We start from the raw sequence: 16,528 nt of genomic DNA, 5'->3' as shown, positions 1-16,528 counted from the left end.
GCAGAGTGAGCGACTCCCCTCTCCGCCTGAACTAGCCCCGCCTCCGATGATGGGCTATCAATCGCACCAACAAGCGCGATCGGCTCGCCGATTTATGACAACGCTGCCAGATGGAGAGGAAGTTATGACGAAGTTCATGCGCGGCGTCGCGACAGCATCCCTGTTCGCATTGGCTGCGGGCATAGCCCCCCTTCCCGCCGCCGCGCAGCAGCAAACGCCCGCAAAGGCTCCGTGGTCGAACGCCAGGCTGTCCCCCGATGCGCGCACCGCTCTGGTGCTCGCGCAGATGACCGAGGACGAGAAGCTCACCCTGGTCTTCGGCTATTTCGGCACCGATTTCCCGCCGCGCAACAATTTCAAGGCTCCCGCAGAGGCCCGCCCGGGTTCGGCGGGCTATGTCCCCGGCATTCCGCGGCTGGGCATTCCCGCCCAATGGCAGACCGATGCAGGCGTGGGGGTCGCGACCCAGGGCGGCGCGGCGCGCAAGCGCGGGCGCACCGCCCTCCCGTCCGGCCTTGCCACCACCGCGACATGGAACCCCGATCTGGCGTTCAAGGGCGGCGCGATGATCGGGGCAGAGGCGCGCGCATCGGGATTCAACGTGATGCTCGCCGGCGGCGTCAATCTGATGCGTGAGCCGCGCAACGGGCGGAACTTCGAATATGGCGGGGAGGATCCGCTGCTCGCCGGCACGATGGTCGGCGCGCAGATTGCGGGCATCCAGTCGAACAAGATCATCTCGACCATCAAGCATTACGCGATCAACGATCAGGAAACCGATCGCGACACCGGCAATTCGATCATCGATGCCGCCGCCGCGCGGATGAGCGATCTGCTCGCTTTTCAGTTCGCATTCGAACGCTCCGATCCGGGGTCGGTGATGTGCGCCTATAATCGCGTGAACGGCGTCCATGCCTGCGAGCATCCCTGGTTGCTCACTCAGGTGCTGCGCAAGGATTGGGGCTGGAAAGGCTATGTCATGTCCGATTGGGGCGCGACGCATTCCACCGCCGCCGCCGCCAATGCCGGGCTTGAGCAGGATTCGGGCTTCCCGTTCGACGACAAGCCCTATTTCGGCGCGCCGCTGAAGGAAGCGGTCGCGAAAGGCGAGGTGACCAAGGCGCGGCTTGACGAGATGGCGTCACGCATCCTCCGCTCGATGTTCGCGCATGGGCTGTTCGATCATCCGGTCACCGAAGCGCCGATGGACCTGCCGCCCGCCATGCTCGCGAAGCACGGCGATATCAGCCGCGCCGATGCCCAACAAGGCATCGTGCTGATGAAGAATGCAGGCGATATCCTGCCGCTCTCTCCCTCGGTGAAGAAGATAGCAGTGATCGGCGGCCATGCCGACAAAGGCGTGCTCGCTGGCGGCGGATCGTCGCTGGTCTATCCGGTGGGCGGCAACGCCGTACCCGGGCTGGAACCAAAGACGTGGCCGGGCCCGGTCATGTACTATCCGAACGCACCGCTGGACGCGATCCGGCGTCAGGCCCCGGGGGCGAGCGTGACCTTTGTCGATGGCACGGACGCCGTAGCGGCGACCACGGCAGCGCGCGACGCCGATGTCGCGATCGTCTTCGCCAATCAATGGGCAGGCGAAGCGTTCGACGTATCGCTGACGCTCAAGGAAGACGATCTGATCGCCGCAGTGGCCGGGGCCAATCCCAAAACGGTGGTAGTGCTCCAGACCGGCGGCCCCGTGCTTACCCCCTGGGCGGGCAACGTCGCGGGCCTGCTGGAGGCATGGTTCCCGGGGACGCAAGGCGGAGACGCCATCGCGAACGTGCTGTTCGGCAAGGTGAATCCGTCGGGGCATCTGCCGGTGACCTTCCCGCGCAGCCTGGATCAATTGCCCAAGCCCAGCGCACCCAACAAGGGCGACACGCGCTACACCGAAGGCGCGACCGTGGGGTATAAATGGTATGACGCGAAGGGAGATACGCCCGCTTTCCCGTTCGGCCATGGCCTGTCCTACACCAGCTTCGGCTATTCGGGGCTGAGCGCAAAGGCGGCGGGCGGCACGCTCGCGGTGAGCTTCACCGTCCGCAACACCGGGAAGCGGCGCGGCATGGACGTGCCGCAAGTCTATGTCTCCGGCGCGGGCTGGGAGGCACCCAAGCGGCTCGGCGGCTTCCGCAAGGTCGATCTGGCCCCCGGCGCATCAACGCGGGTGACGCTCACCGTCGATCCGCGCCTTCTCGGCATGTATGACGAGGGTGCGCGCGCATGGAAGATCGCGCCCGGCAGCTACAAGGTGATGCTCGGCAGTTCCTCGCGCGACGTCGCGCAGACCGTGTCGGTCAGGCTCGGCGCACGCACGCTAGGGGTCGGCTGGCGGCCCTAAAGGCTGATCCGCCGCCCCTCCGCCGAACTCTGCCGGGCAAGGTCCATGATCCGCAGCCCCAGGATCGCGTCAGCCGCGGTCACGGGCGGCTCCCCGCCACCTGCGATCGCCTGGCCGACGCCCGAATAATAATGGCGATAATCGCCCTCCAGTGTCGGCACCGTCTCGGTCATGCCGTCGCCATGGGTCAGCACGCCATAAAACGCCGGATCCTCGCGTTGCTCGCCCGGCTTGCCGCCGACCTTCATCGACGGCTCCTGCGGATCGAGCCCCGACTTGACGAAGCTTCCCCTGGTCCCGTGCAGCGAGAAGCGCGGGCGCGACGCGGCAATCAGGCGGCACGCCGAAAGGATCACGCGGCGCTTGCCGTAATGGAGTGCGATCTCGAAATAATCGTCGGTCAGCGCCCCGGGGCGCTGCACCGCCACATCCCCGCTCAGCGCTTCGGGCGTGCCGAACAATTGCAGCGCCTGATCGATCAAATGCGGGCCCAGATCGGCGAGGATGCCCGATCCCGCCTCGGGAATGTCGCGCCAGGCGGTGGTGACTTCGGGGCGATAGCGATCCCAGCGCAACTCCGCGTTCAGCACCTCGCCCAGCCGCCCGCTCGCCAGCAGCGCTTGCGCGGTCAGGAAATCGCCGTCCCAGCGCCGGTTATGGAAGGCGCTAAGCACCAGCCCGCGCGCCTTTGCCAGCGCATCCAGTTCCTCCGCCTGCGCCACCGTGTTGGTGAACGGCTTGTCGATCACGACATGCTTGCCCGCCTCCAGCGCTGCTTTGGCCAGCGGGAAATGGCTGTCGTTCGGCGTGGAGATCGCGACCAGCTCGATCGAGGGATCGGCGATCAGCGCATCGGCATCGATGACGCGCACCTGCGGAAAGCGCGCATGCACCTGATCCGCGCGCGAGGTCGCGATAGCCGCCAGCTCCAGTTCGGGCACCGCGTGGATCAGCGGCGCGTGGAACGCCATGCCGCCCAGTCCGTAACCAATCAGTCCCGCGCGGATCATCGCAGCTCCATCAAATCGCGTATTTCGCCCGCTGCGGCCGGCTGAGCATCGCATTCGCCGCATCATCCCCGATAAAGCGTTCCGCCTTCGCATCCCAGCGCAGCTTGCGCCCGGTCTTCATCGCGATCCAGTGGAGCAGGCAAGTCGAGCAGCCGCGATGCCCCACTTCCGCCGATGCGCTCACCGGAACGCCCGTCTTGATCGCGTCCAGCCAGTTCCGGTGCTGCTCGGGCGCCTTGTATAGCTGCACCTCGTTCGGCCCGATCACGCTGGTCAGGATCTTGGGATCGCTCGCCTGCAAGGGCACGATCTGCGGCCCGCCAGGATCGCTGGGCGTCACCGCGCCGCTCCGCGTCACGAAGATCCAGCCCTTGTCGCCGATGAACTTCACGCCATTGGGCAGCGCGCCCGATACTGTCATCGTCACACCATTGGCATAGCGCGCATGCGTCTCGAACGGCCCGTGCACGTTCCACAGCCCGCTCTTGGGGAACTCCGCCGTGCCCCAGATCTCGACCGGGCCCGAATGCTCCATCCCCATGCCCCAATGGGCGATGTCGATATGGTGCGCACCCCAGCCGGTGATCATGCCCGCGCCGAACTGTTCGCAGCGCAGCCAGCCGGGGCGGTCCTCGAAGCTGTTCTGCGGATGGACCCGCAGCTCGGTGTAATAGACTTCGGGCGTCGTCCCCAGCCATGCATCATAGTTGAGCGCGGACGGGATCGGCATGGGCGGTGCTTCGGGCCCCGAAGGATCGCCGGGCAGCCCCACTTCGACATGCTTCAGCTTTCCGATCCGCCCGTTGCGCACCAGTTCGCAGGCGCGGTGGAATTGCGGCCAGGGCTCCTGTGCGCGCTGCTGCGATCCGATCTGGAGCACGCGCCCGCTTTCCTTCACCGCATCGGCCATGATCCGGCCCTCGGCGATCGTCAGCGAGGCAGGCTTCTGGAGATACACGTCCTTCCCGGCCCGTACCGCATGCACGGCTTGTGGCGCATGCTGGTGGTCAGGGGTCGAGATCAGCACCGCGTCGATATCCTTCGCCGCGAGCAGCTCGCGATAATCGGTATAGCCGCGCGTTCCCGAATAATTCTTGCCCGTGCTCTGCGCATAACGGTCATCGACCATCTGCTGCCCGGCACCCAGCCGCCGCGTATCCACGTCGCACACCGCCACGATATGCGCGTCGGCATGTTTGTGGATTTCCTTCATGTCGTGGATGCGGCTGATCCGCCCCACCCCGATCGTGCCCACATTGATGCGGTTGCTCGGCGCGTTCTGGCCGAACACGCTGGCGGGCACGATCATCGGCGCGGCGACGGTGGCGGCGGATTTCAGGATAGTGCGACGCGTGATCTGGGTCATCTGGGCTCTCCAAGCATTCCCACGTCATCCCCGCGAAAGCGGGGATCCAGGGTTATCTGGCGTTACGCTGCGTGGCTCTGGGTCCCCGCTTTCGCGGGGATGGCGAAACGGGCGTCACGCGATCACCAGTCGCGTGGCGTTCTTCTGGGCGATCAGCACGAGTTCGGCGGCGAGCAGCGCCTGATCCTGATCCTGTGCCGTGCTCGTCCGCTCGACCACGTCGGTCACGAATTGCGGCCCGAACGGCAGGTTGACCTTGGAGCAGTCCACATATTTGACGCCGTTCCTGTCGGCCATCAGCAGATGGTTGGCGCCCGGCCTGCCCGCGACATCGAGGTACTTCCGCAGCTCGATATAGCCCTCGGTGCCGAGCAGGAAGAGCCGCCCATCGCCCCAGGTAGGCAGGCCATCGGGGGTGAACCAATCCACCCGGATATAGCCGGTGCCGCCGCTGCCGGTGGCGATCATGTCGCCGAAATCCTCGAAACCCGGCTTGTCCTTCCAGCTGATGTTGCCGGTCTGCGAGGCGACCACCTTCGCGGTCGTGCTCTTGGTATAGAACAGGAACTGATCGGCCTGATGGCTGCCGATATCGGTCAGGATGCCGCCATAGCGCTGCTTGTCCCAGAACCAATCGGGGCGCCCGGTGCCCACGCGGTGCGGGGCCAGGTTCACCGTCTGGATCACCTTCCCGATCGCGCCCTGCTCGACAAGCTGCCCGGCATATACCGATGCGCGCGATTCCAGCCGCTCGGAATACATGATCGCGAACTTGCGCCCCGTCTCCTTCACCGCCCGACGCACATCGGCCAGCTGCTTCAGCGTCGTGATCGCCGGCTTGTCGCCCAGATAATCCTTGCCCGCGCGCATCACTCGGATGCCCAGCGGCGCGCGGAGATCCGGGATCGACGCGCTTAGAACCACCTTGATCGATTTGTCGGCAAGGATCTCATCCTCGCTCCGCGCCAGCTTCGCACCCGGATAGCGCTTGCCGAAAGCTTCGATCTGCTTCGGGTCGGTGGTGTAATAGCTTTTGAGCGTGCCCCCGCCGCGGATCACCGCGTCGCACATCCCATAGATATGCGCATGATCCATCCCGATCGCAGCGAAATCAATGCGGTGCTTCGCGGCCGGATCCGGCCCTGCGGGCGCCGTCTCGGACGAAGGCGCATTGCCCGACGTCACGCTCTGCGCGAGAAGCTCGGCGGGCAATCCCGCTGCGATCCCGGCAAAGGTACCTCCGGCAAGCAGTGAGCGACGATCCATCCAGTCTCTCCTATTTGGCCGGGGTCGCCGGGCTCTTCCAGTTGATCACGTGATAGGTCGCCGGCGCGGTCCCGACATTGCGCAGCGCGTGCGGCGAATTACTGGCGTTGAAGATCACCGATCCCGGACCCAGCCTTTTCCATTCGCCGCCCGAAAGCACCTCCACCGTTCCTTCGCGGATGATGACCAGCTCTTCGTTGGGATGCGTATGCGGTGGATGCGACGAGAGGCCAGGATTGAGCGTGGTGATGTGCATCTCCAGCTCGTCGAGCGTCGCGGTGGGCTGGCGGATCAGGTTGCGGATCGCACCGACATCGGTCTCCTTGACCTCCATCCTGTCCCAGTCGAACACCGCCGGACCCAGCTTTTCATGGCCCTGCGCAACAGCTCCGGCGGCAAATGCGCAGCAGCCGGCAATCGCTGCGGCCAGCACATCGCAGCGCGTGATTCGCATATCCCTCTCCCGATTCTGCCTGCGCGGTGGTCCGCGTCGGCAGCCAGTCTACCCCATAATCGCCGGGTGGGAACCCCATTTGTCTGAGAATATTGCCACCCGGTCTTCCGCATGCCTGCGCAAGTTTTCGTACACGCAGCCGTTACACGTTGCGGACCCGGCATTGGGCGCGGGTGTCTGGTCTGGGTTCGGTGTGCACGCGCACCAGATAGGTCCTTGCCGCCGGGGGTGACAACCGGCGGCAAGGGTCCCCCCTCAATGCACCGAAGCAGCGCCCCCGGCGCGAACCGGCGCGGCACGCCCCGCCGCAATCGCAAACAGGCACAGCACCACATAGCAGAGCGCCGGCACGATCATCGCGAAGCTGTAACCGTGCATCCCCGCGACCCAGCCGACTGCTACCGGGACGAATGCCCCGCCGATGATCGCTGTACACAACAGCCCCGAAGTCGCTTCCTCGCTCGCCGTCGAGCGCTCCAGCGTGAGCGTGAAGATCACCGGGAACATGATCGAGTTGAACAGCCCGATCGCCAGCGCGACATAGCCGGCATTCACCCCGCCCACGCCAAAGACATAGAGGCACATGCCGGCGGCGATCGCCGTGAACAGTATCAGCAACCGATTGGCCGGCACCACGGTGAGCAGCGCCGATCCGATCGCCCGGCCGACCATCGCCCCGCCCCAATATAGCGCGGTCGCCTTGCCCGCTTGCTCCAGCGACAGGCCCACCACCCCGTCCCGCGCCACGACATGATCGACGAGCGGCAGCGCAAAGAGTGCGTCGGACTGGCCCCAAACCGCGTCGCTGTTCAGGAAGAACGCCATCTGCGCCCCGATCGCGACTTCGGCCCCGACGTAAAGGAAAATCGCCAGCCCGCCGAACAGGGCCCATCTCGATGAGAAAGCATCGGCGATCAGCGCGCCCAGACTGCCTTGCGCCTCCACCGAGGGCGGCGGCGCAGCTTCGCTCACCACCCGGCGGCTGAGGAAGAAGAACAATGCCAGCGCCGCGATCAGCCCGCATATCCAGAAATAGGCCTGATCGATCCCCGCCAGCGCCTGCGCGCGCACGGCTTCGGTGATCGCCGTGCCTTCCTTGACCTCGACGCCCTTCAGGAACAATTCGGCGCCCAGCATCGGCCCGATAAAGGTGCCCACCGAATTGAATGTCTGGCTCAGCACGAGCCGGAAATGGCTGCGCTTCGGATCGCCCAGTGCGGCGGCAAGCGGATTGGCCGCAACCTGCAGGATGGTGATTCCGCTCGCGAGGATGAACAGACCGAGCAGCACCAGGCTGAACACCGCCAGATTGGCCGCGACCAGCATCACCAGGCATCCCGCGATCATCATGCCCAGCGCGGTCAGGATCGCCGGGATCGACTTGAGCCGCGCGACCAGGGTCGCCGCCGGAAACGAGATCACGCCGTAAGCGATGAAGAAGGCGAAGGTCGCCAGCTGCGCCTGCACGTCGGTGAGCGTGAAGATGCCCTTCACCGCCGCGACCAGCGGGTCGATCAGCGAGGTGATGAAACCCCAGGCGAAGAACAAGGTGGTGACTGCGGCGAACGCCGCCAACGTCTGTGTCGAACGGGCCGATGCCACTTCTCTCTCCCTGCAACTCTCCTGTCCGCGTCGCGCGCGGCGGCTTGTGCGGCAAAGTTGGGCCGACAACGTTGGCACTGTCAAGCTTCGGCACGATTTGCTGCAATAGTCTCTCGCGCTATGCCCCGGCTTTGCCTATTGAAAGAGAGATTCAGGTTGCGGGCCCGCGAGGTAGCGGGCGAGCGGGAGCAAAAGCGAGTGACGAGCGACGCGAAATCGGGCCGCGCATGGCGTAACGGCGGTCTGTTGGCGGTAGCGGTGGCAGCCCTTGGCGCGCCGGTGTTCGCGCAGCAGGTGCCGTCCGCGCCCCAGGCCACGCCGCCAGCCACGCCCCAGACCGCGCCGATGGTACAGGCTGTCCCCGCCCCCATCCCCTTGCCGGTGCTCAGCCCCGCACAGGCGCAGCTGCTCGCGTCGCTGCTCGCCGATGCGGGCTTCGCGCAGGGTCTGCGCCACGATGGCGTGCGTGCTCCCATCCCTGCGGGCAACGATGCGCTGGTGCGCGCCGCGCTCGATTATGCCCGCGCCGTCCATTCGGGCAGGCTCGACACGAGCGATTTTCAGGAGGACTGGGGCCTGCGCCCCGTCGCTTATGACCCGCTGCCCGGCTTTGCGGACGCCGTGAAACGAGACCGGCTGGCGCAGTGGCTGCGTGCCCTGCCCCCGCCTTATGCCGGGTATGACGCGCTCCAGGGCGGGCTCGCCACCTATCGCAAGATCGAGGCTGCGGGCGGCTGGGCCAGGTTGGCCGCCGGTCCGGATCTCGCGCTCGGCGCTTCCGGCGCGCGGGTCGCCGCCTTGCGCACCCGCCTTGCGGTCGAGGACAGCCAGGTTGTCGCCACCGGCGACAAGTTCGACGCGGAGCTCAAGGAAGCCGTGATCCGCGCCCAGCGCCGCTACGGGCTCAACCCCACCGGCGTGGTCTCCACCGGCACGCTCGGCGCGCTCAACGTGCCCGCCGCCGATCGCGTCCGCCAGATCATGGCCAATATGGAGCGCTGGCGCTGGCTGCCAGCGGAGCTTCCGGCCAAGCGCATTCAGGTAAACATCGCCGCCGCGGTGCTCACCGTGTTCGAGGGCGATGCCCCGATCGCGTCGATGAAGGCCGTCACCGGCCGTCCGGGCAACGAGACGCCGATGCTCCAGTCGAAGATCCATTCGATCGTGCTCAATCCGCCCTGGAACGTGCCCACCAGCATCGCGACCAAGGAGCTTTGGCCCAAGGGCGAAGCCGCGCTCAAGGCACAGGGCTACAAGATCATCGGCACCGGCGCGAACCGCCGCCTCCAGCAACAGCCCGGGCCGAAGAGCGCGCTTGGCCTCTACAAGTTCGATTTCGACAATCCCTATGCCGTGTATCTGCACGACACCCCGTCGCAATCGACCTTCGCCAGCTTCAGCCGCCTGGCCAGCCATGGCTGCGTCCGGCTCGAAAAGCCCGGCCCGCTGGCGCAGCTGCTGCTGCGCAACGATCCCGCCTGGCAGCCCGAGGCGATCCAGGCCGAGCTCGCCAAGGGCAAGACGCTGCGTGTGAAGCTGCAGGAGCAGGACCAGGTATCGGTCTATCTGCTGTATTGGACGGCCTTTGCCAACGCGAACGGCACGATGAACTTCCGCGCCGACCCCTATGGCTGGGACAAGACGCTCGCGGCCAAGATCGAGAAACGCTCCGCCATCACCGCCGCTGCAGTGTCGGCACGCTAAACAAGAGGAATGAACATGAAGTCCAGGACCATCGCTTTGCTTGCCGTTTCCGCGCTCGCGCTCGCCGCTTGCCAGAACAAGGCCGAGGAAGCGCCCGTCGCCGAAACCAACGTGACCAATCTCGTCGAAACCGGCGATCTGGTGAACATCGCTCCTGACGAGACGCCCACCGAAGCTGTCACCAACGTCGCGATCACCGCCCCGGCGCCCACCGCGACGCTCACCGCCGACGAGCAGACCACCGAAGATGCCGACGCCACCGGCATGACCGCGCGCGTCAATCGCGACGAAAGCGGCGATTCGGCCGCCAAGCCCGCGCAGTGATCCCACTCCGTCGCCCCGGCCCTGTGCCGGGGTCCGCCACGCCGCAAACGATGCGTCCCCAACCGGAATGCCATCGCGTGCCGCACGGTGGGCCCCGGTACGAGGCCGGGGTGATACTGGCGCTCGGCTAGGCCGCCGCCATGGCCAAGCGCAGCATCCTGATCGTAGGTGGCGGCACGGCCGGCTGGCTGACCGCGGCCTATCTGGCCCGCGCGCTTGAGCTTTCGGATCATGGGCGGCTCGAGATCACGTTGCTCGAATCCGCCGATATCGGCATCATCGGCGTTGGCGAAGGCACCTTCCCCACGATCCGCGAGACGCTGAAATTCCTCGGGATCGATGAAAGCCGCTTCATCCGTGAGACTTCGGCCACCTTCAAGCAGGGCATCCGTTTCACCGATTGGGTGCGCACCCCCGAAAATGGCGAGCACAGCCATTTCTTCCACCCGTTCGAGCCGCCATTTTATGCCGATGGCGCGAACCTCATTCCCTATTGGCTTCTCCAGGACGAAGCCACGCGCCCGCCCTTTGCGGAGGCCGTGACGATCCAGAATCGCGTGGCGAATGCCCGCCGCGCGCCCAAGCGCCCGCACGAAGGCGATTTCGACGGGCCGCTCAACTATGCCTATCATTTCGACGCGGCGAGCCTGGCGCAGGTGCTGGCGGAGCGCGCCCGCGAACTGGGCGTCCGGCACCTTCAGGGCACGCTGCGCGAGGTGACGCTCGACGCAGCCGGCGCCATCGCCGAAATCGCCACCGCCGAACATGGCGCGCTCAGCGCAGACCTCTATGTGGACTGCACCGGCTTTCGTTCCGAACTGATCGGGCGGGCGATGCAGGTGCCGTTCAAATCGGTGCGCAACCATCTGTTCGCCAACGCCGCCGTCACGTGCAAGCTGCCCTATGAGCGGCCCGATGCGCCGCTGGAGAGCTTCACCATCGCCACCGCGCATGAGGCGGGCTGGACCTGGGATATCGGGCTGGCGGGCGCGCGCGGCATCGGCTGCGTCTATTCGAGCGACCATATCGATGCAGACCGTGCGGAGGCGATCCTGCGCGCCTATGTTGGTCCTCGCGATGCCGAATATCAAACCCGGCGCATCGCGTTCGAAGCGGGCTATCGCGAGAAGCAATGGGTGAAGAACTGCGTCGCGGTCGGCCTCTCGGGCGGCTTCCTCGAACCGCTCGAATCCACAGGCGTGCTGCTGATCGAGGCAGCGATCGGCATGATCGCCGAATTATTCCCGCATAATGGCCCGATCGACGCACCCGCGCGCCGCTTCAACCAGCTCATCGCCGCGCGCTACGACAACATCGTCAATTTCCTGAAGCTGCATTACTGTCTCAGCCAGCGCACCGAGCCTTTCTGGCGCGAAAATGCCGATCCGGCCACCATCCCCGAGCGGCTGCGCGAATTGCTGGAGGAATGGCGCTATCGCCCGCCCAGCCGCTACGATTTCACGCTGGACGTAGAGAGCTTCGCCTTCTTCAACTACCAATATATCCTATACGGCATGGGCTTCCGCACCGATCTCTCGGCGGGCCGCGAGGATTTCCCGAATGTCGCCGGCGCGGACAAGCTGTTCCAGCGCATCCGCAATTTCGGCGAACGCGCGATGCAGGATTTGCCTGCGCACCGCGCGCTTATCGCGCAGATCAACGCTGGCACCTAGCGTCGTTCACCCCGGAGTTTCTGGAGCGAGATCCGAACATCTTGAATCGTCATCCCCGCGAAAGCGGGGACCCAGGGTTGCCGGGCAACACCCTGCCTGGCTCCGGGTGTCCGCTTCCGCAGGGATGACGGCTGTTCAAAATTCTAGACCACGCGGCGGCCGCTGAAGAGCTGGATCAGCCCCACGACCAGAGCGATGACCAGCAGGATGTGGATCAGTCCGCCTGCAATGTGAAACGAGAAGCCCAGAAGCCAGAGGATGACGAGAATTACGGCGATCGTCCAAAGCATGACACTCTCCCGGATATGAGTGCCTAGCAACGTGTTGCGCGCCCGGAACGTTCCCGCATGGGCGCGTGAGCGCGGATCGAACCGCATGCGATCGCGCTTCCAGCGCGTGATTCGCGTTGCCGTTCGTCAGGTCACGCGTACCTTCGCGAAAGCACAGATATGGACTGGCCGGACCGGCGGTGCATTCTTGGCTCAAAGGGAGTTTGCGCAGCTCGGGCGCCGCGGCCTGGCGGCACGTGGCAATCGCCGGCCTGCTGCTGGCTTCCGCCTGCGACAATGGGTCCGCGTCGAGCCCCACCCCGGTTCCCACACCCACACCCACGCCGACCGCGGCGCCCAATCGCCCCCCGGCCTTCACCTCGTCAAACCGCTTGATACTCGACGAGGGGAAAACGGGAACGGTCTATATCGCGACGGCGACCGATCCGGACGGCGACGCGATCACCTTCTCGATCACGGGCGGGCCGGATGCTGCCCTGCTTACGATCTCCGCATCCGGAGAACTCGCATTCGTCACGCCCCCCGATTTTGAGAAGCCGACGGATGCCGGCGCAAACAACCAATATGACATCCAGATCACCGCAAGCGACGGACGCGGCGGCACGGCGGTTCTCCCATTGCCGATCTTCATCGCCAATGTCGCCGATCCGGTGCTCGAGCGGCTCTCCGTCACCCTGATCAGGCCCGTCGATGTGTCCTCGGGCGGCAGCGTTCCCATGCTCGCCGATGAAACTGGCGGGCAGTTCGGGATAGGCCCTTACGAGCACGGCTCGGCAGGCGTGCCGGACCGTTACGGCTGTGGTGCGGCTACCTTCCCAAACCGCATTACGTCGATCGCGACCGGCCCGATGTGGACCCAGCGCGACGTGTTCGTGGCGACCGTGTCTCTCACCGGTCAGATCGATATCTACGCGCTTTTCTGTGACTTCACGCGCACATGCACCCGCTCTCTCCTGAGCGCCGTGCCGGTGCTTTCGATTGATGGCGGGCGTCCGGATGTCGACGCGTGGGTCGGGATCAGCCCGGACACATATCTCTATATCAGCACGAGCGACGGCAGCGCGCCCGGTACGGCGAACGGCAACGCGCAAAACAAGCGATCGCTCCTTGGCAAGATCCTGCGGGTAAAGCCGAACATGCGCCGCGCGATCGATACCGGGCCGTTTCCCCCACCCTACAGCATTCCTGCTGACAATCCTATGCCAATGGCGGCGATGGCGCGCCGGAAGTCTTTGCCTATGGCTTCCATCGCCCGCGCACCGGTCATTTCATCGGCCCGGACCTGCTGGTCAGCGACAGTGGCGACGGCCGGATGGAGGAAATCAACCTGATCCGCCCGTCCGATATCGGCGGCAATTATGGCTGGCCCTTCCGCGAGGGCACCCAGACCGTGACCGGAAGCGCACCTGCGGGGGTGATCAATCCGGTGCTGCAATATCGGTTCGGCACAGGACCGATGCAGGGGCAGGCGGTGGTGGCCGGCCTGGTCTATACCGGCCCGTTCACCCCGCTGAACGGGCAATATCTGTTCGCTGACGAGGTCACCGGATCGATCTGGAGCGTGCCCTATAGTTCTATCCAGCAAGGCACGACGATCGAAGCCGGCTTCACTGCCCGAAACGCCGATCTTGTGCCCCTTGCCGGCGCAATCGACCGGCCGATTGCCTTTGGCTTCTATCCTGCCGCGAGCTATGGCGGTCCGATCCTCTATATTCTGGATGCGGATGGCGAACTGTTCCGGATGCGTCAGCGCTAGCCTCAGGGAGCGCCGCGATCAGCGCAATTCGATCTTCAACCGCTCCAGGCCCGCACGCGTCGCGCGCCAGGCAGTAAGATCGCCGCCCCCGGCGATGAGCCACAATTTGCCGTCAGGCTGCGCCATCGCGACGTCCGTCGCGGAAGGACTTGCCTCTCCGCTAGGGTGCGAATGCCAATAGCCCGCGATCCGGCGTCCCCCTGCCCGCTCGGCCCTGAGCGCCGCGAACAGGGCAGCGGGATCGATCTCGAAGCGCGTATCGGGCTCTTCGGCCACATTCGCGCAGGGTTCGGCGCCGGAAATCAAATGTTCTTCGCCGAACAGCAGCCCGCACGCCTCCAGTGGCGCGGCCGCTTCCGCCTCGCGCTGGATTAGTTCGACAACACACCTTGAAATTTCGACCCTCATCCCCATCTACGGTAAAACATGCGCCCGGGGGTTTCCATCATTGAAGCACGCATTGCGGACACGGCCGATGGCTGGCGTCTGGATCGCGCGCTTGCGGAGGCCGTGCCCACCTTGTCGCGTGAGCGGATCAAGGCGCTGATCTCCAACGGTCAGGTCACCGGCCCCGATGGTCTGGTGCGCGATCCCGCGAGGAAGTTTCCCGGCGGGGCGCTGTTCCGGCTCGAAGTGCCCGATCCCACCCCCGCGCATAACGAGGCGCAGGACATCGCGCTCGATGTGGTGTTCGAAGACGAGCATCTGATCGTGATCGACAAGCCGGCCGGGCTTGTTGTGCACCCCGCCGCGGGCAATCTCGATGGCACGCTGGTCAACGCCTTGCTCCACCATTGCCAGGGCAGCCTGTCGGGCATTGGCGGCGTGGCGCGGCCGGGGATCGTCCACCGGATCGACAAGGATACGTCCGGGCTGATGGTCGCGGCGAAGACCGATCGGGCGCATGTCGGCCTGGCGGAGCAGTTCAAGGTCCACTCGATCGACCGGCGCTATCACGCGATCGTCAACGGGCACGTGAAGATGCCGGTGGGAAGCGTGAATGCGCCGCTCGCGCGGTCGCCAACTAATCGCAAGAAGATTGCGGTTGTTCGAGAGGGAAGTGGAAAGCACGCAATCACGCATTGGCGGCGCGTGCGCCAACTTCGGCATGCGGATCTTATCGAATGCCGCCTCGAAACCGGAAGAACGCACCAGGTCCGCGTCCACATGGCCTCCATCGGCCATGCATTATTGGGAGACCCGGTATATGGAGGTTCCAACAAGCATCGTGCGCTTCTGGAAACCTTGAATTTCCGCCGCCAAGCCTTGCACGCGGCCCATCTGGGGTTCATTCACCCTGTGAAAAGCCACGCTTTGGCGTTCGATAGCGAAATGCCTGCCGATATGCAGGAACTGTACGCTAACCTCTTGGTATGATTTTCGGCGCACCCGTTTTCGGTTAGTGCGCCATGTGAAAGGGAGTTTTGGATCATGGCAAATGGCAGCAATGTCCCAGCGACGATCCCCGCGCTTGGCGGTGAGCAGAGCCTCAACCGCTATCTGGCCGAGATCAAGAAGTTTCCGATCCTGGCACCCGAGCAGGAATATATGCTCGCCAAGCGCTTCCAGGAGCATGGCGATACCGAGGCTGCGGCCCAGCTGGTCACCTCGCATCTGCGCCTCGTGGCGAAGATCGCAATGGGCTATCGCGGCTATGGCCTGCCAGTCAGCGAGCTGATTTCCGAAGGGAATATCGGCCTGATGCAGGGCGTGAAGAAGTTCGAGCCCGATCGGGGTTTCCGTCTGGCCACCTATGCGATGTGGTGGATCCGCGCGAGCATCCAGGAATTCATCCTGCGCTCGTGGAGCCTCGTGAAGATGGGCACGACCGCCGCTCAGAAGAAATTATTCTTTAATCTCAGGCGGATGAAGGCCAAACTTGACGCGTTTGATGATGGCGATCTCTCCCCTGAGCATCTCGCCAAGATCGCCACCGATCTGGGCGTGACCGAAGAGGAAGTCATTTCGATGAACCGCCGCATGGCGATGGGGGGCGATACGTCGCTCAACGTGCCGATGCGTGAGGATGGCGAGAGCCAGTGGCAGGATTGGCTGCAGGATGATGCGCCGCTGCAGGATGCGGTGGTCGCAGATGCGCAGGAGGCCGATGTCCGCCACGAAATGCTCGTCTCGGCGATGGACGACCTCAATGAGCGCGAGAAGCACATCCTGACGGAACGTCGCCTGACCGACGATCCCAAGACGCTCGAAGAGCTAAGCCAGGTCTATGGCGTGTCGCGCGAGCGCGTGCGCCAGATCGAGGTCCGCGCCTTCGAGAAGCTGCAAAAGGCGATGATGCGCCTGGCCGGCGAACGACGGATGGTGACAGCGGGCTAAACGCCCGCCGCCTCACCCTGGCACGATTGGCACGCGAGGAGATGGTTGCGGTGAGCGATGCGCTGCTCCAATCGTGCTGGAATGGCTGACGGCAATCGCGACCAGCAACCGCAAACCCCTGCACCCGCGCTCCCCGCCGGGCCTGAACCCGATCTGTCGATGCAGGTCGAGGACGATGCGGGGAAATCCGCGCCGGTCCAGATCGCCGCGCCAGATACGTGGCCACCCTACCAACCGCCCGCCCCTGCCGAGCCGCTCGGACCGCTGGGTGAGCGGCCGCTTCCCGATCTCGAGCCCATATCGGCTCCCCCACGGCGGCTGGGTGCCGGCCAGCGGCCCTCTGCTCCCGCGCAACCGCCCGCGGCCCCCAAAGCTGCCCAACGCAGGTCGTTCGGGCGG

At 65.1% G+C, this 16,528-nt stretch carries 14 protein-coding genes and 1 pseudogene; 8 read left to right on the top strand and 7 right to left on the bottom strand.

The window, feature by feature from the left end:
* Positions 1 to 124: 124 nt before the first annotated feature.
* Complete coding sequence (locus tag SSO01S_RS01705) at positions 125 to 2,347, top strand: beta-glucosidase family protein (RefSeq protein WP_083942767.1); 2,223 nt, start codon at positions 125 to 127, stop codon at positions 2,345 to 2,347.
* On the opposite strand, the gene SSO01S_RS01700 is transcribed toward SSO01S_RS01705, so the two are convergent.
* From SSO01S_RS01700 to SSO01S_RS01680, 5 genes are all read right to left on the bottom strand, one after another.
* Positions 2,344 to 3,357, bottom strand: a complete 1,014-nt coding sequence (locus SSO01S_RS01700; RefSeq protein ID WP_066794142.1) for an oxidoreductase — start codon at positions 3,355 to 3,357, stop codon at positions 2,344 to 2,346. The two genes, SSO01S_RS01705 and SSO01S_RS01700, sit on opposite strands and share 4 nt — an antisense overlap.
* 10 nt (positions 3,358 to 3,367) lie before the next feature.
* Positions 3,368 to 4,723, bottom strand: coding sequence for a Gfo/Idh/MocA family protein (locus SSO01S_RS01695; protein ID WP_066794139.1), 1,356 nt, complete (start codon positions 4,721 to 4,723; stop codon positions 3,368 to 3,370).
* Between the two features lie 114 nt (positions 4,724 to 4,837).
* Entirely contained in the window at positions 4,838 to 5,989 is a 1,152-nt protein-coding gene (locus tag SSO01S_RS01690) for a Gfo/Idh/MocA family protein (protein ID WP_066794136.1), read from the bottom strand.
* A 10-nt stretch (positions 5,990 to 5,999) separates the two neighbouring features.
* Positions 6,000 to 6,443, bottom strand: coding sequence for a cupin domain-containing protein (locus SSO01S_RS01685; protein WP_066794134.1), 444 nt, complete (start codon positions 6,441 to 6,443; stop codon positions 6,000 to 6,002).
* A 255-nt stretch (positions 6,444 to 6,698) separates the two neighbouring features.
* Positions 6,699 to 8,045: an MFS transporter gene (locus tag SSO01S_RS01680; RefSeq protein ID WP_066794131.1), complete on the bottom strand. Its 1,347-nt coding sequence runs from the start codon at positions 8,043 to 8,045 to the stop codon at positions 6,699 to 6,701.
* Between the two features lie 198 nt (positions 8,046 to 8,243).
* Between SSO01S_RS01680 and SSO01S_RS01675 the strand changes: the two genes are divergently transcribed.
* The 3 genes from SSO01S_RS01675 (at position 8,244) to SSO01S_RS01665 (ending at position 11,746) form a co-directional block, all read left to right on the top strand.
* The gene (locus tag SSO01S_RS01675) at positions 8,244 to 9,749 is read left to right on the top strand and encodes a L,D-transpeptidase family protein (protein WP_439646547.1); all 1,506 of its coding nucleotides are present in this window, start codon (positions 8,244 to 8,246) and stop codon (positions 9,747 to 9,749) included.
* Positions 9,750 to 9,764: 15 nt separating this feature from the next.
* On the top strand, positions 9,765 to 10,073 hold the full coding sequence (locus tag SSO01S_RS01670) for a hypothetical protein (RefSeq protein ID WP_066794122.1): 309 nt from the start codon (positions 9,765 to 9,767) through the stop codon (positions 10,071 to 10,073).
* Positions 10,074 to 10,213: 140 nt separating this feature from the next.
* Entirely contained in the window at positions 10,214 to 11,746 is a 1,533-nt protein-coding gene (locus SSO01S_RS01665) for a tryptophan halogenase family protein (protein WP_066794120.1), read from the top strand.
* A 143-nt stretch (positions 11,747 to 11,889) separates the two neighbouring features.
* Here the strand turns inward: SSO01S_RS01665 and SSO01S_RS17420 are convergent, their stop codons facing one another.
* Positions 11,890 to 12,036, bottom strand: coding sequence for a lmo0937 family membrane protein (locus SSO01S_RS17420; protein WP_157073579.1), 147 nt, complete (start codon positions 12,034 to 12,036; stop codon positions 11,890 to 11,892).
* A gap of 179 nt (positions 12,037 to 12,215) precedes the next feature.
* On the opposite strand from SSO01S_RS17420, the gene SSO01S_RS01660 reads away from it, so the two are divergent.
* Positions 12,216 to 13,367 (top strand): cadherin repeat domain-containing protein, encoded by a 1,152-nt coding sequence (locus SSO01S_RS01660; RefSeq protein WP_439646546.1) that lies wholly within the window; start codon positions 12,216 to 12,218, stop codon positions 13,365 to 13,367.
* A pseudogene (locus tag SSO01S_RS01655) lies at positions 13,298 to 13,792 on the top strand (PQQ-dependent sugar dehydrogenase family protein); the annotation flags it as partial. The gene SSO01S_RS01660 and the pseudogene SSO01S_RS01655, both read left to right, overlap by 70 nt.
* A gap of 18 nt (positions 13,793 to 13,810) precedes the next feature.
* Here the strand turns inward: SSO01S_RS01655 and SSO01S_RS01650 are convergent.
* Positions 13,811 to 14,200: a M67 family metallopeptidase gene (locus tag SSO01S_RS01650; protein WP_066794113.1), complete on the bottom strand. Its 390-nt coding sequence runs from the start codon at positions 14,198 to 14,200 to the stop codon at positions 13,811 to 13,813.
* 18 nt (positions 14,201 to 14,218) lie between these two features.
* Between SSO01S_RS01650 and SSO01S_RS01645 the strand changes: the two genes are divergently transcribed.
* Together SSO01S_RS01645 and rpoH are read left to right on the top strand one after the other, a co-directional pair.
* Positions 14,219 to 15,169: an RluA family pseudouridine synthase gene (locus tag SSO01S_RS01645; protein ID WP_066794110.1), complete on the top strand. Its 951-nt coding sequence runs from the start codon at positions 14,219 to 14,221 to the stop codon at positions 15,167 to 15,169.
* A gap of 54 nt (positions 15,170 to 15,223) precedes the next feature.
* Positions 15,224 to 16,129, top strand: a complete 906-nt coding sequence (rpoH, locus tag SSO01S_RS01640) for an RNA polymerase sigma factor RpoH (RefSeq protein ID WP_066794107.1) — start codon at positions 15,224 to 15,226, stop codon at positions 16,127 to 16,129.
* The last annotated feature ends 399 nt before the right edge of the window (positions 16,130 to 16,528 follow it).

The organism is Sphingomonas soli NBRC 100801 (assembly GCF_001591025.1).
In the GTDB taxonomy this organism is placed as follows: Bacteria; Pseudomonadota; Alphaproteobacteria; order Sphingomonadales; family Sphingomonadaceae; genus Sphingomonas; species Sphingomonas soli.
Note: the sequence above shows the minus strand (reverse complement) of the source record. Positions and strands in the feature narration are given on the sequence as shown.